The organism is Streptomyces resistomycificus (assembly GCF_001514265.1).
Taxonomy (GTDB): Bacteria; Actinomycetota; Actinomycetes; order Streptomycetales; family Streptomycetaceae; genus Streptomyces; species Streptomyces resistomycificus.
The window spans coordinates 546,269-568,302 of sequence record NZ_KQ948988.1; the positions used below are offsets into that span (position 1 = coordinate 546,269).

Genomic DNA, 22,034 nt, shown 5'->3' on the forward strand with positions numbered 1-22,034 from the left:
GCGGTCCGCACTGCGGACGGGGCGCCAGTTTCACACGACTCCCTGTGCGACGGAAGTGCCAACTCGCTCCGTGCCCGGGCCGTCACAGCGCCTCGCCGCCGATGCGTCATGTGCCCCTTTATGTCCGGGCGATGGGACGATTGAGGGCCGACTCGACACGGTCCACGGCCAGGAAGGCCCCGTACGCCACCAGGTGCACCAGACAGTGGTCGGTGTGCTCCGGCCGCCGCCAGGCCGCCACGTCCTCGTCCGTGATCCGGTACGGCGCGAGCGCGGCCAGCAGCGCGAGCCGCGCGCCGGGACGCTCCCGCCGGTCGGGGAACCCGCTCAGGGCGAGCGGCGGGTGTGTTCCGTCCCAGTCCTGCACGGTCTGTTCCACGAGGTCGTGGTCGTCGGCGTCGAGGAGGCCGGCGCCCGCCATGGCCGCCCTGAGCAGCGCCGCGTACGCGATGCCGACCGGTGTGCCGCCCGCCCAGGCGGGGGCCTCGCCGGGGTCGACGGGATCGAGCAGCGTGAGGGCATCGCCGGGCCGGGCGGGGCGGCGTACGGTCCGGGCGAGCGCGCGGCCGCCGAGGCTGCGCACCGCCCGGAACCGCTGGGCGTTGCCCGGCAGCAGGTTCTCGGTCAGCAGGGCCGACACGATCCGGTTGATGAAGTGGAAGGCGAGGGCGGTGCCGAGGTAGCCGGGGGCGTGCTCGCGCGGGAAGGGGTAGGGCCCGGTGCGGAGGCCGCCCGGTACACGGGTGCGCTCACCCCAGTCCAGCACGCGAGCGTGCTCCTCGTTCTCCGGCCGCCCTCCTGCGGCCAGCCGTTCGGCGAGCGCGTGGTCGCCGGTCGCGTGCAGCAGCATGGTGTGCGCGTCCACACAGAACGGGCACCTGTTGGCGAGCGACACCCCGAGTGCCGCCAGTTCCTTGCCGGTACGGCTGCCGGGGCCCGCGATGAGCGACTCGCGCATCAGCGCCCAGGCGGGCGCGAGGATCTCGGGCGCCGAGGAGAGGACCACGAAGGTGACGGGCTTGTCGATGCCGAAGTCACGGGAGAGCTGGGCGTAGACCTCGGCCACGCGACCGGTGGCCGCCCGGGGCGGCAGGGGTTCGGTGTAGCGGAAAGGTGTGGGCATGGGCAGCAGCGTGCGCCACGGAGACGGGCCTGGTCGTCGTACCGCCGGAGACGGTTGGCGCTGCGCCGGCCGGGCCGTCCGGCCCCGCTCGCTACTCCGCCGGGAGTAGTCCGGGAGTTGTCCACAGGGCTGACGCCGATGTCCGCCGGGCCCGCTACGGTGCGTGCATGAGCGGGCACTTGGTCACACGCAGGAGTCTCGCCGACGCGGCCCTGGCGGCCGTGGTCGGCGCCCTCGTCCTGACCACGGCCGCGTTCGACGCGGACACGACGGCCCTCGACTACGCGCTCCTCGCGCTGGGTTCGGCCGCCCTGGCCTTCTACCGCCCCTGTCCGCTGTCGGTCCTGGCCGTGGCCACGGCGACCGGCGTGGCCCACGTCCTGCACGCCCAGCCGGGTCTGCCGGCCGCCCTCCCCGTCCTCGCCGCCGTGCACACCGCGGCCCGCGTGGGGCACCGCGGCTGGGCCGGAGCGGCGAGCGGGCTCTACCTCGCGGCGTACGTGGCCACGGATCCGACCACCCGGGAAGTGGTGGAGAAGGCCGCCCTGCTGACGGGCTGGTTCCTGTGCGCGGTCGTGACCGGCCTCGCCGACCGCAACTGGCAGGCGTACCTGCGCCAGACCGAACAACGCGCGCTGGAGGCCGAACGGACCCGCGAGGAGGTGGCCCTGCGCCGCGCTGGCGAGGAACGCCTGCGCATAGCCAGGGAGTTGCACGACTCCCTCACCCACAGCATCTCCATCGTCAAACTCCAGGCGGGCGTCGCCGTCCACCTGGCCCGCAAACGGGGCGAGGAGGTACCGCCCGCCCTCCTCGCCATCCAGGAGGCCGGCGGCGAGGCGATGCGTGAGCTGCGCGCCACGCTGGAGGTGCTGCGCACCGACGAGCCCACGGGCACGCCCGCCGAGCTCGTGGAGCGGGCGCGAGCGGCCGGCCTGGCGGTCGAGCTGACGGTGACCGGTGAGGAGCGTGCCCGGCCGGCGACTGTCGACCGGGCGGTGTACCGCATCGTCCAGGAGGCGCTGACGAACGCGGCACGGCACGCGGGGCAGGCAAAGGTCCAGGTCCAACTGTGCTATGGAGAGGACGAGTTGGTGATACGTGTGGACGACGACGGGGCAGCCGACCCGAGCCGCCCGGCCGCCCCGGGCATGGGCCTCACCGGCATGCGTGAACGCGTCACGGCCCTCGGCGGCGCACTGCACACCGGGCCGCGCGCCGAGGGCGGGTTCTCGGTGCGTGCGCACCTGCCGTGGGAGGCTGCCGGATGATCACCGTGGCACTCGTCGACGACCAGGCGCTGATGCGCGCCGGATTCCGCGCGCTGCTCGACGCCGAGGACGGCATCGAGGTGGTGGGCGAGGCGGCGGACGGCCGGCAGGGCGTGGCCCTCGTCCGCGCACAGGTGCCCGACATCGCGCTGATCGACGTACAGATGCCGGTGATGACGGGCATCGAGGCGACCCGCCACATCGCCGCCGACCCGGCCCTGGCCGCCGTCCGCGTCGTCATCCTCACCAACTACGGCTTCGACGAGTACGTCTTCGAGGCACTGCGGGCGGGCGCGAGCGGTTTCCTCCTCAAGGACACCGAACCGGCGGACCTCCTCCAGGCCATCGAGGTGGTGGCCGGCGGCGAGGCGCTGCTGTCACCGTCGGTCACCCGCACCCTGATCGGCGAGTTCGTCTCCCGGCCACCCGACCGGTCCACGGCCCCCGGCCTGGAGTGCCTGACCCGCCGGGAACGCGAGGTCACCGCCCTCGCGGCGCGCGGCCTCAGCAACGAGGAGATCGCCGAGCACATGGTCATCAGCCCCTTCACGGCCAAGACGCACGTCAGCCGGGCGATGACGAAGCTGGGGGCACGGGACCGGGCGCAGTTGGTGGTGTTCGCGTACGAGTCGGGGCTGGTCACGGCACGCAGCCAGTGACAGGGGCCGGCCCCCGCTCGAAGATCTACCGGAACCGCTTGTCCGCGCGGCGGCACACCGACGACGATGGAGGTCAGGTCGCTGCGGGGGACGCACGGCCGGGCCGAACGAGGGGGCGCCTTGGCCAACGTGTACATCTCTTCGACCTTCCAGGACCTCCAGGAGGCCCGCCGGCAGGTGTCGCAGACCATCCGACGGATGAAGCACACCGACGTGGCCATGGAGTACTACGGGGCCGAGGACGTACGTCCGCTCGACAAGTGCCTGGCCGACGTGGCCGCCTGCGACCTCTACGTGTGCATCGTCGCGGGACGGTACGGGTTCGTCCCCGGGGACGGGGAGGTGTCCATCACCGAACTCGAGTACCTGAAGGCCGTCGAACTCGGCAAGCCCCGGCTGCTCTTCCTCCTCTCCGAGGACGCCCGATGGCCCATGAGCCGCCTCGAACTGAACGCGGAGGCCATGGGGAGGCTGGCCGCGTTCCGCACCCGCCTGCAGCACGACAGGATCGCCGACGAGTTCCTGGACGAGCTCGACCTGAGCAAGAAGGTCGGCGAGGCCATCTACCGCTGGGAGCGGGAACAGGGCGGCACCCGCGGAGTGGCCGACTGGGAGGCGTACCGGCGGGCCATGTTCGACGCCCATCGCTGGGTCAGGCTGGCGGTCATCGCCGGTGCGAAGCAGGACCGCAGCTTCGCGGAGATCCCGCTGACCGACGTGTTCGTGCCGCAGCCGGTCCAGGGCGGTTCGCCCGAGTACGAGGTGACCTGCCCGCAGGACGAGCCGGGCGAGCCGCCGGAGGAGACGGAGGCGGACGAGGCGGCCGAGATGTCGCTCGGCGCGGCGACGGGTGCGAGCGGCGCCCCCGTGGAACAGATCCAGGACGTGCTGGCCCGGGAACGCCGACAGGTCTTCCTCGGGGCTCCGGGCAGCGGGAAGAGCACCCTGCTCCTCGACGCCGTGCTGCGGCTCTGCGACACCGGACGCGGCCCGGACCAACTGCCCGCCAACCTCCGGCACGCCCCGCTTCCCTTCCTGGTCGAGCTGCGACAGTACGTCCTGGACCCCGCCACGAACTTCGTGGACTACATCGCCGCCAACGTCGGGCGCCGGTACGGCGTGCGCGTGGACGCCGAGGACGTGCGGGCGGTCCTCGACGAGCGGGACCGGGTGGTCGTCATGTTCGACGGCCTCGACGAGGTCTTCGACCCCCGCACCCAGACCGAGGTGATCGAGGAGTTCCGGCAGTTCTCGCGCACGTACGGCGGATGCCGCGTGGTGGTGACCTCACGCATCGCCGGCTACAGCGCACTCGAACTCGAACGCGACGACTTCCGCCACTACACCGTCCTGGGCTTCGGGATGCCGGAGGTCCGGGAGTTCGTGCCGAAGTGGTACACCTACTACACGTGGCAGGGTGACGAGCGGGACGCCCAGGGGCTGACCCGGCGGATCTCCGAGAGCCCGCGCCTGCTGGAACTCGCGGGAAACCCGCTCCTCCTGACCATGATGGCGGTCATCTACAAGCACCACGACCTGCCGGAAAAGCGGATGCAGCTCTACAAGAGGTGCACCGAGGTCCTCCTGGAGGACTGGGAGGTCAAACGCAAGAAGATCGCGCGGGACGAGTCGCTTCCCCTCGGCTTCCCCATGGTGGCGGAGCAGAAGGCCGAACTCCTCCAGCAGGTGTCGATGTACATGCTGGAGCACCAGCGGGCCGGCAGCGAACTCAACGCCATCGCCCGCGAGCCGCTGCTCACCATCATCGCCGCGTACCTGCAGAGCGAGTACCACAAGTCACCCGGGGAGGCCCGGGCGGTGGCCTCCGAGATACTCGACCACCTTCGCGAGCGGACGTACGTCATCGCGGAGGTGGGGGAGCAGCGGTTCGGGTTCGTCCACCGCACGTTCATGGAGTACTACGCGGCACTGCACTGCAAGGCCGAGTTCAACCGCCGCGAGGCGGACTACGACTGGCTCACCCGTGAACTCTTCGGCGCGCACTGGCGCAAGAGCGAGTGGCGTGAGGTGCTGTTACTGCTGATCGCGATGCTGAAGGAGCAGGAATCCCCGGTACGCAAGGTCATCGAACACGTTCGGGGCGAGGAGGTGAGCGGCCTTCCCCTGCAACTGACGTTCGCGGCGCGCTGCCTCGCGGAGGTGGGGACCAACGACGACGCCTGGTCACGCCAGTTCGTCCACGACCTGGTGGAGTCCGTCCGCGCGGCCGCACGGCAGTCCGAGTCGCACGCGGTGACCGCGTTCCTCGACGACGCGCTGGGGTCCTTCTCGGTGCTCGCCTCCACGGTCACCGTCCGGAAGACGACGCGAAAGATCATCGACGACCTGGAAGGGGCGAAACCCCTTCGCGGAAGAATGATCGCCTTCCAGCTCCAACTGGCCCTGCGCTCGAAGGAGGAACGCCGGGAATTCGCCCTGGCCTCCCTCAAGGACCCGGCGGAACCGGTCCGGCGGGGCGCCATCGCGGCGCTCGAACGGGAGTGGCCGGGCAGGGAGGACGTGGCGGCACCCCTGGCGGACGTGCTGCGCAGCGACCGGATCTCCCGGGTACGGATGTCGGCACTACAGGCTCTGGACCGCAGTTGGCCGGAGTCGACGGTGGTGCTCGACGCACTGGAGACGCGGGCGCGGGTGGAGACCGCCTATACGGTGATCATCGAGATGGCCCAGTATCTGGCGCGCCGTTGGTCGGGGAATCGCCGGGCGCTGGAGTTGGTCCTCAGGCTTTCCGGTGCCGGGCTTCGTGGGCGGAATCCAAGGGAGGACGGGGAGGCCGTTCAGGACGCCTTGGCAGACGCCCTTCTCGAAGGCTGGCGTCACCGTGAGGACTGCCGGACGATTCTGCGGGGGCACGAGACGGGGGCTGAATTCATGCGGCCGGCGGGTGTCGCGCTGGTCGCTCTGGCACGCGGCTGGCCCGGCGACGCGGAGAATCGCCAATGGGTGTACCGACGGCTATCCGATGAACATGTCACTGGATGGCCGTACATCACGGATTCGTTGGTGCGGAACATTGTTGCCGCGTTGGTCCGGGATGTTGAAGCCAAATCCTGGGTGCTCTGGAAGTGCGAGGATGTGACGGTACCGGCCTATCTCCGTCGATTGACCATGGCGGCACTTAGGTCGCAGTACGGCGACGAGGAGATCGTGGAATGGCTTGAGGGTCGCATCGAGGTGGAACCAGACGCCGGCCTCAGATTCGAGGCCATGCTGGTATGGCAAGCAGTCCATCCACACACGAAGGGTCGGAAATCGCTGCTCGCGGAGCGGGCGATCCATGACGACGAGGCGGCGATTCGCTACCTCGCGATGATGCTGTTCCTGGAAGTCGCAGAGCGTGGAGAACAGCAACGTGTCGCCCAGCTCATGGTGTCGCGCAAGAAAAACATCTCCATACGGCAGCGCCTCTTCGGGCTCATCTCGGAATGCGACGCTCCTTGGGTGCGTCCCCTGCTGGTCAAGAAATTCACCGGCGAAGAAACAGTGGTGCGTATGGGGATCCTGCGCCACCTGGTCGCCCCGCGAGGGCAGCGTATCCCCCCTACACCGGAGTTCCTGTGGGCAGAGCCATGGAGAAGTCTGTGGCTTTTCGACTGGACCTATGATTTCGATGCCGAGGACATCATGCTGCGGAGGGTCGAGGAGCTTTATCGCCGGAGGGCCACCGGTCGTGCGTCGGAGGACTACCCGGACTGGGTACCTGACTTCCTGGTGTATGTCGCCACCCAGGACCCGAGCGGAATCGTGCGATCCCTGGCTGCCAACGGACTTGCCGCAGTGGGCGAGCGCAGTAACAGGGCCTGGGAAATGCTGAATGACCTACGAACGGAAGAGGCAGAGGTCGTGCGGCAGAAACGTGATGACTACGATCCTCCAGAAGGTTACCTGTAAGCGGCAACCAGGGAGTCCCCGTGTTCACCACCCGCCCCACCCTCCAGGGCACCTTCGGCATGGTGTCCTCCACGCACTGGCTGGCCTCCCAGTCGGCCATGGCCGTGTTGGAGGACGGCGGGAACGCCTATGACGCCGCCGTCGCGGGCGCGTTCGTGTTGCATGTCGTCGAGCCTCATCTGAACGGCCCCGCAGGCGAGGTGCCGATCCTGCTGGCCCCGGCGGGCGGTGACGTGCGGGTGCTGTGCGGGCAGGGCGTCGCCCCGGCCGGGGCGACGGTCGCGCACTACAGGGGACTCGGGCTGGACCTCGTACCCGGCACCGGCCCCCTCGCCGCCGCGGTCCCCGGTGCCTTCGACGCGTGGATGCTCCTCCTGCGGGACCACGGGACCAAGTCGCTCGCCGACGTGCTCAAGTACGCCGTCGGCTATGCCGAGCACGGACACGCGCCCGTGGAGAACGTCGGGGCGACCGTCGAGACCGTGCGGGAGTTGTTCGAGACGGAGTGGACCACGTCGGCGGAGGTGTACCTCGAAGGAGGGCAGGCGCCCCGGCCCGGCCGGCTCTTCCGTCATCCCGCCCTCGCCGCCACCTGGAAGCGGCTGCTCGCTCAGACCGCCGGCGCGGGGGACAGGGACGCGCAGATCGAGGCCGCGCGGGAGGTGTGGCGTAGCGGGTTCATCGGCGAAGCCCTCGTGCGGCAGGCACAGCGGCCCACCATGGACACCAGCGGCGAGCGCCACGTGGGCACCCTCACGGCCGAGGACCTCGCCGGCTGGTCCGCGACGTACGAGACGCCGGCGACGTACGACTGGAACGGCTGGACCGTGTGCAAGGCCGGCCCCTGGAGTCAGGGCCCGGTGCTGCTCCAGCAGCTCGCCCTGCTGCCGGACGAGCTGCCCCGGTATGGGTCCGCCGAGTACGTCCACCAGCTGATCGAGGGCTGCAAGCTGGCCATGGCCGACCGGGAGGCCTGGTACGGCGACGCGGCCGAGGTGCCTTTGGGGACGCTCCTGTCGGACGCGTACAACGCGCAGCGGCGGGAGCTCGTGGGGGAGAAGGCGTCGTACGAGCTGCGGCCGGGCAGCCCGGGCGGGCGGACGCCGAGGCTGAGCGCCCCTGCGGGGCCGCGCGCCGACGGGCCCGGGTCCGCCGCGCCGGGCGTCGGTGAACCCACCGTCGCCAAGCACCCCACCTCCCCGGTGCCCGGCGAGCCCGACGTCGGTACCGACGGGCTCACCCGGGGCGACACCTGCCATCTGGACATCGTCGACCGGTGGGGCAACATGGTCTCCGCCACGCCCAGCGGCGGCTGGCTCCAGTCCAACCCCGTCGTGCCCGAGCTGGGCTTTCCGCTCGGTACGCGGCTTCAGATGGCCTGGCTGGAGGAGGGGCTGCCGAACTCCCTCACGCCCGGGCGCCGCCCGCGTACCACCCTCACACCCTCGATCGCGCTGCGTGACGGCGTGCCGGTGCTGGCGTTCGGGACGCCCGGAGGGGACCAGCAGGACCAGTGGCAGCTGCACTTCCTCCTCGCCGTCGTCCTGCGCGCCCGGGCCCGGGGCGGACTCGACCTCCAGGGCGCGATCGACGCCCCGAACTGGCACAACGACAGCTTCCCCGGCTCCTTCTACCCGCGCGGCATGCGGCCGGGCAGCGTCACGGTCGAGGGGCGGATGAGCGAGGAGGTGGTCGCGGAGCTGCGGCGGCGCGGGCATGAGGTGACCGTCGGCGATCCCTGGTCGGAAGGGCGGCTGTGCGCGGTCGCACGGGACCCGGAGACCGGGATCCTCTCGGCGGCGGCGAATCCCCGGGGGATGCAGGGGTACGCGGTGGGCCGCTGACCCGGCGCCACCGGCCCGCCGCCACCGACCGCCGCCGTCCACATCCCGGTGTTCACGCCGATTCCACCCGTGATCCACCGGCCCGGTGGGGATTGTCAGTGGCCCGTGCTCTCATGGAGTCATGATCGAAGACAAGGAAACCATCGACGAGTTTCTCGCCCGGCACGCGACCGACGTGGAGGAAGCGGTGCGCAAGGCGGCCGCCGCCGAGATCATGCCGCGCTTCCGTCGCCTCGCCGCGCACGAGGTCGACCAGAAGAGCGGCCCGCACGATCTGGTGACGGACGCCGACCGCCGGGCCGAGCAGTACCTCACGGAGGCGCTGGGCGCCCTCCTGCCCGGGTCGGTCGTGGTCGGCGAGGAGGCGGTGCACGCCAATCCGGCGTCGTACGAGGCGATACAGGGCGACACCCCGGTCTGGATCGTCGACCCGGTCGACGGGACCCGGCAGTTCGTGCACGGCGACCCCGGGTTCTGCACCCTGGTCGCCCTCGCGCAGGGCGGCGTGCTGCGTGCCTCGTGGACCTACGCTCCCGCCCAGGACCGGCTCGCCACGGCCGTAAGGGGCCAGGGCGCGTTCCTCGACGGTGCGCGCCTGCACGCCGGAGTGCCGGAAACCGGCCGTGACCTGCGGATAGCCACCTCGCACCCGGACTACACGACCGACGAGCAGAAGCAGGCCCTGCTGGGACTGTGGACCGACGGCGTGGCGCCGCGTGCGTGCGGCTCGGCCGGTCTGGAGTATCTCGCCGTCGCCCGTGGAGAGTTGGACGCGACTGCCTTCTCATGGGAGGCGGCCTGGGATCATGCCGCCGGTCTGCTGCTGGTCGAGGAGGCGGGCGGCGCGCACCTGACCCTCGCAGGGGAGCCGTTCCGCGTCACCGGCCACAACACGCTCCCCTTCACCGCGGCCCGGGACGCGGCCACGGCCCGCCGGGTGGTGGAGCTGCTGAGCGCGTAGCCCCGCAGCACGTCCTTCGTGTGTCGCCCCGCCCCGGCGCTGTCCGGCCTCCGTCATATCCTGATCCTCACAGGCCATCGGCTGACGAAGGAGTCCGAAGGTGCCGTCGATGTTCGATGTCGTAGTGGTGGGTGCGGGGCCGAACGGACTGACCGCCGCCGTGGAGTTGGCCCGCCGCGGATTCTCCGTGGCCCTGTTCGAGGCCCGTGACACCGTCGGCGGGGGCGCCCGCACCGAGGAGCTCACCCTCCCCGGCTTCCGGCACGACCCGTGCTCCGCGGCCCACCCCCTCGGTATCAACTCACCCGCCTTCCGCGCGCTGCCCCTGGAGCGCTACGGCCTGGAGTGGCTGCACGCCGACCTGCCCATGGCGAACCCCTTCACCGACGGCACCGCGGCCGTGCTGGCGCGGTCGGTCGGGGAGACGGCGGCCTCGCTCGGCCCGCGTGACGCGGGCGCGTACCGCAGGCTGGTCGAGCCCTTCCTGCCGAAGTGGGACACCCTGGTGCGCGACTTCATGTCGCTGCCGCTCACCGCGCTGCCCAGGGACCCGCTCACGCTCGCCCGCTTCGGCCTGGTCGGCCTGCCTCCGTCGACCTGGCTGACCCGCCGTTTCCGCGACGAGCGGGCGAAGACCCTCTTCGCAGGCCTGGTCGCGCACGTGATGGCCCCGCTCGGCGGCTTCGCCACCGGCGCCGTCGGCCTGGTCTTCGCCCTCGCCGCCCACGCCCGTGGCTGGCCCGTGGCCCGCGGCGGCTCCCAGGCCATCTCCGACGCCCTGGCCGCCTATCTGAAGGACCTCGGCGGCACCATCCACACCGACTACGAGGTCAAGCGCCTCGACGACCTGCCGCCCGCCCGCGCCTACGTCTTCGACACCTCACCCACCGCCCTGGCCCGGATCGCGGGCTTCGGCCGCTACTACGAGCGCTACCGGTACGGCCCCGGAGTGTTCAAGATCGACTACGCGCTGGACGGCCCGGTGCCGTGGACCGCTCCGGAGGCACGCAGGGCCACCACCGTGCAGATCGGCGCCGACAGCGCGGAGATCGGCGCGGCGCTGGACGCGGCGTCCCGGGAGGGCCGCGCACCCGACAGGCCCTTCATGATCACGGTGCAGCCCGGCGTCGTCGACCCGACCCGGGCGCCGGCCGGCCAGCAGGTCTTCTGGGCGTACGGCCATGTCCCCAGCGGCTGGACCGGCGACCTCACCGACGCCATGGAGCGTCAACTGGAGCGTTTCGCCCCCGGTTTCCGCGACCGTGTCCTCGCCCGCGCCACCGCCGGACCGGCCGAACTCGCCGCCCGGAACGCCAACTACGTCGGTGGCGACATCGCCTCCGGAGCGGTCACCGGCCTGCAGATCCTGCTGCGCCCCAAGGTGTCCCTGTCCCCGTACGGCACCCCGCACCCCGCCGTCTTCATCTGCTCCTCGGCCACCCCGCCGGGTCCCGGAGTGCACGGCATGTCGGGCCACAACGCCGCCAAGGCCGTGTGGCGAAAGCTGCGTCAGACATGACCACCATCACCCTCGTCCAGGGCGACATCACCCGCCGGCGCGTCGACGCGATCGTCAACGCCGCGAACTCCTCGCTGCTCGGAGGCTCGGGCGTCGACGGCGCCATCCACCGCCGCGGCGGCCCCGCGATCCTGGAGGACTGCCGCAGACTCCGCGCCTCCCACTACGGCAAGGGCCTGCCCACGGGCAAGGCGGTGGCGACGACCGCCGGCGAGCTGGACGCGCGGTGGGTGATCCACACGGTCGGACCACGCTACTCGACCGAGGAGGACCGGTCCGAGCTGCTGGCCTCCTGCTACCGGGAGTCCCTGCGCATCGCCGACGAACTGGGCGCCCGCACGGTCGCGTTCCCGGCCGTCTCGACAGGTGTCTACGGGTGGCCGATGGACGACGCCGCCCGGATCGCGGTGCGGACGGTGCGGGAGGCGAGGACGGCGGTCGAGGAGGTCACGTTCGTGCTCTTCGACGAGCGGGCCTACGAGGCGTTCGCGGCGCAGGCGCGCTGACGCGGCCTGACGGGCGCGGCCCGGGTGTGGCTCAACAGGACCGAACAAAGTCCGACAGGAACATTGCTTCGATTGTGTGCGAGTCCTAGGGTTCTGCTGGCTCAGCAGTTGCCTTTGTCGCCGGTAGTCATGTTCTGACCCTCCTGACGCACCCTCAGTCCGTGCACCGCACTGTCGTACCGAGGAAGGCCCCGGTCATGCCGCACCCGCACTCGCACGTGTTCAGCCGCCGTCGTCTGCTGGAGGGAGGAGCCGCCGTTCTCGGTGCGCTCGCCCTGTCCGGACCGTCCCTGCCCGCGTCGGCCGCCGGCCGGCGTGCGGCGGCGGACGGTTCCCCGGAGTGGAACGGCAACATCTCCGTCTTCCGGCTGGGCACCGAGCCGCCGCACACCACCCTCATGCCGTACGCGGACGTGAGACAGGCGCTGGCGGCCGACCGCACGCGCTCGCCGTACCGGATGAGCCTCGACGGCAAGTGGCGGTTCGCGCACGTCGACCGCCCCGACGACCGCGACGCCGACTTCCACCGCACCGACCTCGACGACAGCGACTGGGACACCGTTCCCGTCCCGTCGGCCTGGCAGATGCACGGCTACGACTCGCCGATCTACGTCAACATCACCTACCCCTGGTGGGGCCCCAACGGCCGGGGCCAGGACGCCCAGCCGCCGGCCGCCCCCACCCTCTACAACCCCGTCGGCCAGTACCGCCGTACCTTCACCGTTCCCCGGAACTGGTCGGGACGCCGGACGTTCCTGCACTTCGAAGGGGTCAAGTCGGCCCACTACGTGTGGATCAACGGGGAGTTGGTGGGCTACCACGAGGACTCCTACGTCCCCGCCGAGTACGACATCACCGACCACCTCAAGCCGGGCACCAACCAGATCGCCGTGGAGGTGTACCGCTACTCCGACGGCGACTGGCTCGAGGACCAGGACATGATCCGGCTGAGCGGCATCTTCCGCTCGGTGTACCTGTTCTCCACGCCGGCCGTGCACCTGCGCGACTTCAAGCTGGACACCCCGCTGAGCGACGACCACACCGCCGCCGAGCTGTCGGTCACCGCGAGCGTGCGGGACTACGGGGGCGACGGTGGTGGGCGGTACGCCGTGGAGACCCAGCTCTACGACGCCCGCGGGCACGCCGTCTGGTCGCGCCCCCTGCGTCAGGCCGTGGCACTCGGCGCCGGTGACGAGACGACCGTACAGGCCGCGCGAGCCGTACCCGACCCCGAACTCTGGTCGGCCGAGCACCCGTATCTCTACACGGCGGTGCTGCGGCTGCGCGACCCGGCGGGCAGGGTGGTCGAGACCCTCTCGCACCGGGTCGGGCTGCGGGAGTTCGCGCTAAAGGACGGGCTGATGCGCATCAACGGCAGGCCCGTCTCCCTGCGGGGCACCAACCGGCACGAGATGCACCCGACGCACGGCACCGCGCTCACCCGCGCGGACCTGGTCGAGGACATCGGCATCATCAAGCGGCTGAACATCAACTCCGTCCGCACCTCGCACTACCCGAACAACCCGCTGTGGTACGAACTCGCCGACGAGTACGGCCTGTACCTCGTGGACGAGACCGACCTGGAGACCCACGGCATCCGCGGCGAGTACCCCGGAGACCACGCCGAGTGGAGCGAGGCGTGCGTGGCCCGCGCGCAGAACATGGTCCACCGCGACAAGAACCACGCCTCGGTGGTCATCTGGTCGCTCGGCAACGAGGCGGGCGGCGGCAGCACGTTCGTCGCCATGCACGACTGGATCCGCTCGTACGACCCCACGCGCGTCATCCAGTACGAGGGCGACGACCGGCCGACGATCAGCGACATCCGCTCCGAGATGTACGAGAGCCCCGCCCGCGTCGAACAGCGGGCGAAGGACACCGCCGACACCCGGCCCTACGTGATGATCGAGTACTCCCACGCGATGGGGAACTCCAGCGGCAACTTCAAGAAGTACTGGGACGTCATCCGGCGTCACGACGTCCTCCAGGGCGGCTGGATCTGGGACTTCGTCGACCAGGCCCTCACCTGGCCCACCCCGGACCGCACCCTGCTCACCGAGTCGGGCCCCGCCGCACTCCGCGGCGAGGTCGTCGCCCCCAGCGCCACCTTCGACCGTGCCAAGGGCGTCTCCGGCGGCACCGTCTTCCCCCGTCACCCGGGTCTCGACCTCACCGGGTCACTGACCCTGGAGGCGTGGGTCACCCCGTATGTCACCGGCTACCACCAGCCCATCCTCGCCAAGGGCGACACCCAGTACGCCCTGAAGCAGACCGACAGGACACTGGAGTTCTTCATCTACGGCGGTGGCCAGTGGGTCACCGCGAGCTGGGCGCTGCCGGACGACTGGACCGGCGCCGAACACCATGTGGCGGGCGTCTTCGACGCCGACGCGGGAACACTGACCCTCCACGTCGACGGCGTCCAGCGGGCCACCAGGACCACCACGCGCCGCCCCGCCAACAACACCGCCTCCCTCGCGCTCGCCACCGACATGGACAACCCCACCCGGGAGTTCAGCGGCACGATCCGGCGGGCCCGCGTGTACGCCAGGGCCCTGAGCGCCACCGAGCTGGCCGCCACCGACCGCGGCCCGGGCGACGAGGGCGTGCGGTTCTGGTTCGACGCCGCCTCCGTGAAGGCGACCGCGAAGCGGCCGGGGGACAGGACGTTCCTCGCCTACGGCGGCGACTGGGGCGACAACCCGAACGACGGGGCCTTCTCCGGCGACGGCATCGTCACCGCCGACCGCGGCAGCACCGGCAAGGCCGTGGAGGTCAAGCGGGTCTACCAGGCGATCAACGCCGCGCCGGCGTCCGGCGACATGGTCGGTCCGCAGGGGCGGGTCACCCTCACCAACGAGTACCTGTTCACCAACCTCCGCGAGTTCGACGGCCGTTGGTCCCTCGTCGCCGACGGCAGGACCGTACGGCGGGGCACCCTCGGCCGGGAGCAGCTGGACGTCGCGCCGCTCAGCGGCAAGGAGATCGCCATCCTCCTGCGGCTGCCGAAGAACCCGGCGCCCGGCACGGAGTACTTCCTGCACCTCTCCTTCACCACCAAGGAGCCCACGAAGTGGGCGAAGGGCGGCTTCGAGGTGGCCAGGGCGCAACTCGCCGTGGACGCGGGCAGCCCGCCCGTGACGCCCGTGGCGCTGGAGAGGGTGCCGGCCCTGCGGCACGACGACGGTGAGAAGGCCGTGACCGTCCGGGGCGACGGGTTCTCCGTCACCGTCGACAAGGGCACCGGAACCATCACGTCGTACGAGGTGTCAGGCGTCCGCCTCATCACGTCGGGGCCCGTGCCCAACTTCTGGCGGGCGCCCACCGACAACGACCGGGGCAACGGCCACCACATCCGCAACCAGACCTGGCGCGACGCCGGTACCGGCCGCGAGGTGACCGGCGTGAGCGTGCGCGCCCTGCGGGACCGGGCCGTCGAGATCAAGGTGAGCGGCACCCTGCCCACCGCCGTCGAATCGACGTACACCACCACGTACACGGTCTTCGGCAACGGCGAGATCAAGGTCGACAACACCCTGCGCCCGGGCGCGGCGAGCCTGCCGTACATCCCGGAGGTCGGCACCCTGCTCCTGCTGCCCGGCCGCCTGGACCGTCTGCACTACTACGGCCGCGGCCCCGACGAGAACCACTGGGACCGCAACAACGGCACCGACGTTGGCCTCTACTCCGGCACCGTCTCCGGCCAGTGGACCCCCTATCTCCGCCCGCAGGAGAACGGCAACAAGACCGACGTCCGCTGGGCCGCGCTCACCGGCCGCGACGGCGTGGGCCTCCTGGTCAGCGGCGAGCCGCTGCTGGAGGTCAACGCCTCGCACTTCACGCCGGAGGACCTGTCGGTCGGGGCGCGCCACGACTACCAGCTCACCGCGCGGGACGAGGTCGTACTGCGCCTGAACCACCGGCAGATGGGCGTGGGCGGCGACAACAGCTGGGGCGCGCACACCCACGACGAGTACAAGCTGTTCGCGAACCGCGACTACGCCTACACCTACCGGCTGCGACCCCTGACGGACGTCGACGAGGCGACGGCGGCCTCGCGGCGGCCCACGGCGGGGGAGTTCACCGGATAGCGGGCAGGGGCCCGTACGCCGTGCGGGCCCCCTCCTCGTTCGTCAGCCGGCACCGGCACCGCCGTGGCGCCGCCCTCACCGCACGCCGGGTCGCGCCTGATCACCCCGGGCCGGTCGCGCCCCGACGCCGTACGCCCGCCGCCACCGCCACCAACGGCCCGCACGCCAACAGCACCGCCAGCGCCCCGAACCCGTACGTCAGACTCGCGGCCGCGGCCACCCCGGCCACCAGCAACGGCCCACCGGCGTCCCCCAGTTCACGCCCGAGCTCCGCCGCCCCCATGGTCTGCCCCATTCGCTCCCGAGGCGTCGAGGACGCCAGGGCGGCGAATCCCAGCGGGGTGATCAGCCCCGTCCCCACCCCGATCAGCGCGGCGGCCGGAAGGACACCCGCCAGGCCGGGCAGCGTCGCGCAGCCCAGCCCGACCGCCGCGAGCAGCAGCCCCGCGACCAGTCCCGTCCGCACGGTGAGCCGTCCGGCGTCCAACGCCCGCCCGGCACGCGGCTGGACCACCGCCGCGCAGGCTGCCAGCACCGACACCGCGGCACCCGTCGCCACCGTGCCGAGTCCCGCCGCGGAACCGGACACCGGCAGGAAGCCCACGCCGACCGACAGCGCGGCGGTAGCCCCGGCGAGCGCGGCCGTGGGGACGAGGAACACCGGGTCGGCCAGCCGCCGCGCCAGATCCAGCACGGTCTGCCGGGCGCGGGGGAGGGGCGGTACGTGCGGTACGGCGACCAGTGCCCACACCGCCACCACCGCACCCAGCCCGGCCAGCACCACGAACAGCAGCCGCAGCCCGCCCGCCCACACCAAGACCCCGCCGAGCAGCGGCCCGAGCGTGTACCCGAGCGACTTGTGGAAGCCGTACGTCCCGAACGCCCGCCCCTGCCCGGCCGTCGGGTTGAGCCGGGCCACCAGCGCGGAGGCGGCCGGTGAGAACGCGGAGGCCGCGGCCCCCTGGCCGAGCCGAGCCGCCCACAGCCAGGCCGCCTGGTCGGCGACGGCGTACAGCGCGGAGGCGGCGGCGAACGCCACGAGCCCGCCCAGCAGCACCGGCCGCGCGCCGACCCGGTCGGCCAGCGTGCCGAAGACCGGCTTCAGCAGCACCTCGGCGCCGTCGTACAGGGCCAGCAGTCCGCCGAGGACGAGCAGTGAGGTGACCGCGTCCTCCGAGCCGCCGCCGAGGTTCGCGGCGATGCCGTGCGCCCCGAAGGCGGTGGTGAACCCGGCCGCGTACAGCGGCCACAGCCGGCGGCGGCCCGCGGGCTCACTCCGCGGCGTCACTGAGGCCAAGGCGCAGATGCTCCACGTGGTAGACGGCCTGGTCGAGCAGCTCGGCGACATGGTGGTCGTGCAGTGCGTACACCACCGAACGGCCGCGGCGTTCACCCACGACCAGACCCAGGTTGCGCAGCAGCCGCAGCTGGTGCGAGCACGCCGACTGCTCCATGCCCACCTCCGCCGCCAACTCCGTCGCCGGCAGCGGGCCTTCGCGCAGGCGCGCCAGGATCAGCAGGCGGGAGGGCGTGGACAGGGCCTGGAGCGTGGTGGCCACCTTGGCGACGTTGTCCGCGTCCAGACGTACGCGCTCGGGGGCGTCCTGCGCGGTGGTGACGGCTCCATGACCCATGCGGGTATCTTACTCACCGTATATGAACAGATGAATGAGTCTTCATGTGTTCCTGTAAGGTGGGTCCGGTGTCCACGACTTCGCCTTCCTCCACGACCTCCGCCACGCACCCCGCCCCGACGCCCTCCCCCTCGTCCGCCCGCTCGGCGCCCCGCCGCCGCACCCGCGTACTGGCCCTGCCCGAAGCCCGCTGGGCGCTCACCGCGACCGTCGCCTTCCTGCTGGCCCTCGCCCTGGACTTCGGCGGCGCCCCGGACTGGGCGTACGGACCGCTGTACGCGGTCGCCTACGTCACCGGCGGCTGGGAACCGGCCCTGGAGGGCCTGCGGGCGTTGCGTGAGAAGACCCTCGACGTCGACCTGCTGATGATCGTGGCGGCCCTGGGCGCCGCCTCGATCGGACAGGTCCGGGACGGCGCCCTGCTGATCGTCATCTTCGCCACCTCCGGAGCCCTGGAGGCCCTGGCCACCGCGCGCACCGCCGACTCGGTGCGCGGCCTGCTCGACCTGGCGCCCACCACCGCCACGCGGGTCACCGAAGCGGGCGAGCAGACGGTCCCGACCTCCGAACTCGCGGTGGGGGACGTCCTGTTGGTCCGCCCCGGCGAGCGCATCGGCGCCGACGGCAGTGTCCTCGACGGCACCAGCGAGGCAGACCAGGCCACCATCACCGGCGAACCCCTCCCGGTCGCCAAGGGGCCCGGCGACGAGGTCTTCGCGGGCACCCTCAACGGCACCGGCGCCCTGCGCGTCCGGGTCGGCCGGGACCCCGCCGACTCGGTGATCGCCCGGATCGTGACCCTCGTCGAGGAGGCCTCCCGCACCAAGGCACCCACACAGCTGTTCATCGAGAAGATCGAGCAGCGCTACGCCGTCGGCATGGTGGCCGCCACCCTCGCCGTCTTCGCGCTCCCCGTCGCCTTCGGCGCGAACCTCACGGACGCGCTGCTGCGCGCGATGACCTTCATGATCGTCGCCTCGCCGTGCGCGGTCGTCCTCGCGACCATGCCGCCCCTGCTCTCCGCCATCGCCAACGCCGGCCGGCACGGCGTCCTGGTCAAGTCGGCCGTCGCCATGGAACGCCTCGGCGAGATCGACACCACCGCCCTCGACAAGACCGGCACCCTCACGGAAGGCACCCCCGAGGTCACGGCCGTACGCCCGCTGCCCGACTCGGACCTGGACGAGGACGCGCTGCTGGCGCTGGCCGCGGCGGCCGAGCACCAAAGCGAGCACCCGCTGGCCCGCGCGGTCGTCGCCGCCGCCCGGAGCCGTGGGCTGCGGATCGAGCCCGCGGCGGACTTCACGGCGACTCCCGGCCAAGGGGTCACCGCCACCGTGGACGGCCGGACCGTGAGCGTCGGCCGAGCCGACGACGCCGACAGCGACGCTACGGTCGTCCTCGTCACCCGCGACGGCACCCCCGTCGGCACCCTCGCCCTCACCGACCGCCTCCGCGCCGGCGCCCCCGCGACCACCGCCGCCCTCACCGCCCTGACCGGTACCGCCCCCGTCCTGCTCACCGGCGACAACGCCCGGGCCGCCGCCCGCGTCGCCGACGCCACCGGCCTGACGGACGTCCGCGCACAGCTGCTGCCCGAGGACAAGGTCCACGCGGTACGGGACCTGCAGCGCGCCGGCCGCAAGGTGCTGTTCGTCGGCGACGGCGTCAACGACGCGCCCGCCCTCGCCGCCGCCCACTCCGGCGTCGCGATGGGCCGGGCGGGGTCGGACCTCGCGCTGGAGACGGCGGACGCCGTGATCGTGCGCGACGAACTCGCCACCGTCCCGGCCGTCGTACGGCTGTCCCGCGCGGCCCGCCGCCTGGTCGTGCAGAACCTGGTGATCGCCGGCGTCTTCATCACCGGACTGGTCCTGTGGGACCTCTTCGGTCATCTGCCGCTGCCCCTGGGCGTCGCAGGTCACGAGGGTTCGACGGTCCTGGTCGGACTCAACGGACTGCGGCTGCTGCGCGAGTCCGCGTGGCGATCCGGCCCGGTGCAGGACAGCCGAGGTTGATGTCGGATTCTCGCCAGCCCCGGTTCGGCCCGTGGACGATGCTGGACGCATGCAGATGGGGATGCACACCGACACCGAGCGCTGCGTGCGCGCCGTCCAGTCCAAGGACGCCCGCTTCGACGGCTGGTTCTTCACCGCCGTCCTGACGACCCGGATCTACTGCCGGCCCAGCTGCCCGGTGGTGCCGCCCAAGCCCGAGAACATGACGTTCCACCCGAGCGCGGCGGCCTGCCAGCAGGCCGGGTTCCGGGCCTGCAAGCGGTGCCGGCCCGACACCAGCCCGGGCTCCCCGGAGTGGAACCAGCGCGCCGACCTCGTGGCCCGCGCCATGCGCCTGGTCGCCGACGGCGTCGTGGACCGCGAGGGCGTGCCCGGACTCGCCGCCCGGCTCGGCTACAGCACCCGGCAGGTGGAACGCCAGCTGCTCGCCGAGCTGGGCGCCGGTCCGCTCGCCCTCGCCCGGGCGCAGCGCGCCCAGACGGCCCGGTTGCTCATCGAGACGACCCCGCTCCCGATGGCGGAGATCGCCTTCGCCGCCGGCTTCGCCTCGATCCGCACCTTCAACGACACCGTGCGCGAGGTCTTCGCCCTGTCACCCAGCGAGCTGCGCGCCCGGCTGCCGAAGAGGAGCGCACCGGCGTCCGGCCTCGACGCGACCGCCCCGCGCCCCGGCGGCACCCCCGGCGCCCTCACCCTCCGCCTCCCGTTCCGCGCCCCCCTGAACCCCGACAACCTCTTCGGCCACCTCGCCGCGACCGCCGTCCCGGGCGTCGAGGAGTGGCGGGAGGGCGCCTACCGGCGCACACTGCGACTGCCGTACGGCCACGGCATCGTGGCCCTCACCCCGCGGCCGGACCACATCGCCTGCCGCCTCACCCTCACCGACCTGCGCGACCTGACCGTCGCCATCAGCCGCTGCCGCCGCCTGCTGGACCTGGACGCCGACCCGGTCGCCGTCGACGACCAGCTGCGCACGGATCCGTGCCTCGCCCCGCTGGTCGACAAGGCCCCCGGCCGACGGGTGCCGCGCGCGGTCGACGAGGCGGAGTTCGCCGTCCGCGCGGTCCTCGGCCAGCAGGTCTCCACGGCAGCCGCCCGCACGCACGCGGCCCGCCTGGTCACCGCGCACGGCGACCCGGTCGACGACCCCGAGGGCGGCCTCACCCACCTCTTCCCGACCCCCGAGGCGCTGGCCGCGGTGGACCCGGCCGCGCTGGCGATGCCCCGCACCCGTCGCACCACGTTCACCACCCTGGTGAGCCAACTCGCCGACGGCACACTCAGCCTGGGAGTGGAGAGCGACTGGGCGCGAACCCGTGCCCGACTGCTGGAACTTCCCGGCTTCGGGCCCTGGACGGTCGACGTCATCGCCATGCGCGCCCTCGGCGACCCCGACGCCTTCCTCCCCACCGACCTCGGCATCCGGCGCGCCGCACAGGAGTTGGGGCTGCCCTCGACCCCGGCGGCGCTCACCGCCCGCGCGGCGGCCTGGCGCCCCTGGCGGGCGTACGCGGTCCAGTACCTGTGGGCGACCGACAGTCACCCGATCAACTTCCTCCCCGTATAAGGACGTTCAGTGAAACAGCACACGGTCCTCGACAGCCCCTACGGCCCGCTGACCCTCGTCGCCGACGACGGCGTCCTGTGCGGCCTCTACATGACCGAGCAGCGCCACCGGCCGTCGGAGGAGACGTTCGGCTCCCGCGACGCGAGGGTCTTCGCGGCGGCCGAAGAGGAACTGGAAGCCTATTTCGCCGGCGAGCTGAAGGAGTTCGGCCTCGAACTGCGCCTGCACGGAACCCCGTTCCAGCGCAGTGTCTGGGAACAGCTCCAGAGGATCCCCTACGGCGAGACCCGCACCTACGGCGAACTCGCCGACGCCCTCGGCAACCCAGCCGCCTCCCGCGCGGTGGGTCTCGCCAACGGCCGGAACCCCGTCGGCATCATCGTGCCGTGCCACCGCGTGGTCGGCGCAGGCGGCAGCCTGACCGGCTACGGCGGCGGCCTGGACCGCAAGCAGCGCCTGCTGGACTTCGAGAGCGGCACCGCGTTGTTCTAGCTCCCGTCCGGCCCGGCCCCTCGCCCGAGTCAGCCGGCCCGCTCCGCCGCACTGCGCTCCACACAGAACTCGTTGCCCTCCGGGTCGGCGAGGACCACCCAGCCCGTGCCGTCGGCGTTGCGGCGGTCGTCGACCAGCGTGGCCCCGACGGCGAGGAGGCGATCGACCTCCTCGTCGCGGGTGCGGTCCTGCGGCTGGAGGTCGAGATGCAGACGGTTCTTGACGGTCTTCGGCTCGGCGACGGTGACGAACAGCAGTCCGGCGCCCTCGAGCAGCGCCTCCGGGTCACCCGGCTCGTCGTCCTCGTGCAGGGGCTGCCCCAGGGCTCGCGCCCAGAAGCTGCCCAGCCCGTAGGCGTCGGCGCAGTCGATCGTCACATGGCGTATCGCGGAGGTCATGACAGTGATTCTCGGCCGGCCCGCCGATCTCGCGCAGCG

15 protein-coding genes are annotated in these 22,034 nt (G+C 72.0%); 11 read left to right on the plus strand and 4 right to left on the minus strand.

Annotation, left to right across the window (positions count from 1 at the left end; all coding sequences use genetic code 11):
* Window positions 1–118 precede the first annotated feature (118 nt).
* Window positions 119–1,123: a carboxymuconolactone decarboxylase family protein gene (locus AQJ84_RS02300; protein ID WP_053190283.1), complete on the minus strand. Its 1,005-nt coding sequence runs from the start codon at window positions 1,121–1,123 to the stop codon at window positions 119–121.
* Between the two features lie 167 nt (window positions 1,124–1,290).
* Between AQJ84_RS02300 and AQJ84_RS02305 the strand changes: the two genes are divergently transcribed.
* The 8 genes from AQJ84_RS02305 (at window position 1,291) to AQJ84_RS02340 (ending at window position 15,886) form a co-directional block, all read left to right on the plus strand.
* Window positions 1,291–2,394, plus strand: a complete 1,104-nt coding sequence (locus tag AQJ84_RS02305) for a sensor histidine kinase (protein WP_030040825.1) — start codon at window positions 1,291–1,293, stop codon at window positions 2,392–2,394.
* On the plus strand, window positions 2,391–3,053 hold the full coding sequence (locus AQJ84_RS02310) for a response regulator (protein WP_030040824.1): 663 nt from the start codon (window positions 2,391–2,393) through the stop codon (window positions 3,051–3,053). The genes AQJ84_RS02305 and AQJ84_RS02310 overlap by 4 nt, the downstream gene beginning before the upstream one ends.
* Window positions 3,054–3,182: 129 nt before the next feature.
* On the plus strand, window positions 3,183–6,965 hold the full coding sequence (locus tag AQJ84_RS02315) for a DUF4062 domain-containing protein (protein ID WP_225877268.1): 3,783 nt from the start codon (window positions 3,183–3,185) through the stop codon (window positions 6,963–6,965).
* Between the two features lie 20 nt (window positions 6,966–6,985).
* Window positions 6,986–8,809: a gamma-glutamyltransferase family protein gene (locus AQJ84_RS02320; RefSeq protein ID WP_030040822.1), complete on the plus strand. Its 1,824-nt coding sequence runs from the start codon at window positions 6,986–6,988 to the stop codon at window positions 8,807–8,809.
* Window positions 8,810–8,930: 121 nt separating this feature from the next.
* Complete coding sequence (locus AQJ84_RS02325) at window positions 8,931–9,770, plus strand: inositol monophosphatase family protein (protein ID WP_030040821.1); 840 nt, start codon at window positions 8,931–8,933, stop codon at window positions 9,768–9,770.
* A 109-nt stretch (window positions 9,771–9,879) separates the two neighbouring features.
* On the plus strand, window positions 9,880–11,289 hold the full coding sequence (locus AQJ84_RS02330) for a phytoene desaturase family protein (protein ID WP_030040820.1): 1,410 nt from the start codon (window positions 9,880–9,882) through the stop codon (window positions 11,287–11,289).
* Window positions 11,286–11,795: an O-acetyl-ADP-ribose deacetylase gene (locus tag AQJ84_RS02335; protein WP_030040819.1), complete on the plus strand. Its 510-nt coding sequence runs from the start codon at window positions 11,286–11,288 to the stop codon at window positions 11,793–11,795. The genes AQJ84_RS02330 and AQJ84_RS02335 overlap by 4 nt, the downstream gene beginning before the upstream one ends.
* 197 nt (window positions 11,796–11,992) lie before the next feature.
* Window positions 11,993–15,886: a glycoside hydrolase family 2 TIM barrel-domain containing protein gene (locus AQJ84_RS02340; protein WP_053190281.1), complete on the plus strand. Its 3,894-nt coding sequence runs from the start codon at window positions 11,993–11,995 to the stop codon at window positions 15,884–15,886.
* A 100-nt stretch (window positions 15,887–15,986) separates the two neighbouring features.
* Here the strand turns inward: AQJ84_RS02340 and AQJ84_RS02345 are convergent, their stop codons facing one another.
* Complete coding sequence (locus tag AQJ84_RS02345; RefSeq protein WP_053190296.1) at window positions 15,987–17,138, minus strand: MFS transporter; 1,152 nt, start codon at window positions 17,136–17,138, stop codon at window positions 15,987–15,989.
* 19 nt (window positions 17,139–17,157) lie between these two features.
* Window positions 17,158–17,520, minus strand: coding sequence for an ArsR/SmtB family transcription factor (locus tag AQJ84_RS02350; RefSeq protein ID WP_030040816.1), 363 nt, complete (start codon window positions 17,518–17,520; stop codon window positions 17,158–17,160).
* A 44-nt stretch (window positions 17,521–17,564) separates the two neighbouring features.
* Between AQJ84_RS02350 and AQJ84_RS02355 the strand changes: the two genes are divergently transcribed.
* Genes AQJ84_RS02355 through AQJ84_RS02365 form a run of 3 tightly spaced genes read left to right on the plus strand, consistent with a single transcriptional unit; the run spans window position 17,565 to window position 21,597 of the window.
* Entirely contained in the window at window positions 17,565–19,538 is a 1,974-nt protein-coding gene (locus tag AQJ84_RS02355) for a heavy metal translocating P-type ATPase (RefSeq protein ID WP_051869981.1), read from the plus strand.
* 49 nt (window positions 19,539–19,587) lie between these two features.
* On the plus strand, window positions 19,588–21,105 hold the full coding sequence (locus AQJ84_RS02360; protein ID WP_030040814.1) for an AlkA N-terminal domain-containing protein: 1,518 nt from the start codon (window positions 19,588–19,590) through the stop codon (window positions 21,103–21,105).
* Between the two features lie 9 nt (window positions 21,106–21,114).
* Window positions 21,115–21,597: a methylated-DNA--[protein]-cysteine S-methyltransferase gene (locus AQJ84_RS02365; protein WP_030040813.1), complete on the plus strand. Its 483-nt coding sequence runs from the start codon at window positions 21,115–21,117 to the stop codon at window positions 21,595–21,597.
* Window positions 21,598–21,626: 29 nt separating this feature from the next.
* On the opposite strand, the gene AQJ84_RS02370 is transcribed toward AQJ84_RS02365, so the two are convergent.
* Window positions 21,627–21,995: a VOC family protein gene (locus AQJ84_RS02370; RefSeq protein WP_030040812.1), complete on the minus strand. Its 369-nt coding sequence runs from the start codon at window positions 21,993–21,995 to the stop codon at window positions 21,627–21,629.
* Window positions 21,996–22,034: the final 39 nt, after the last annotated feature.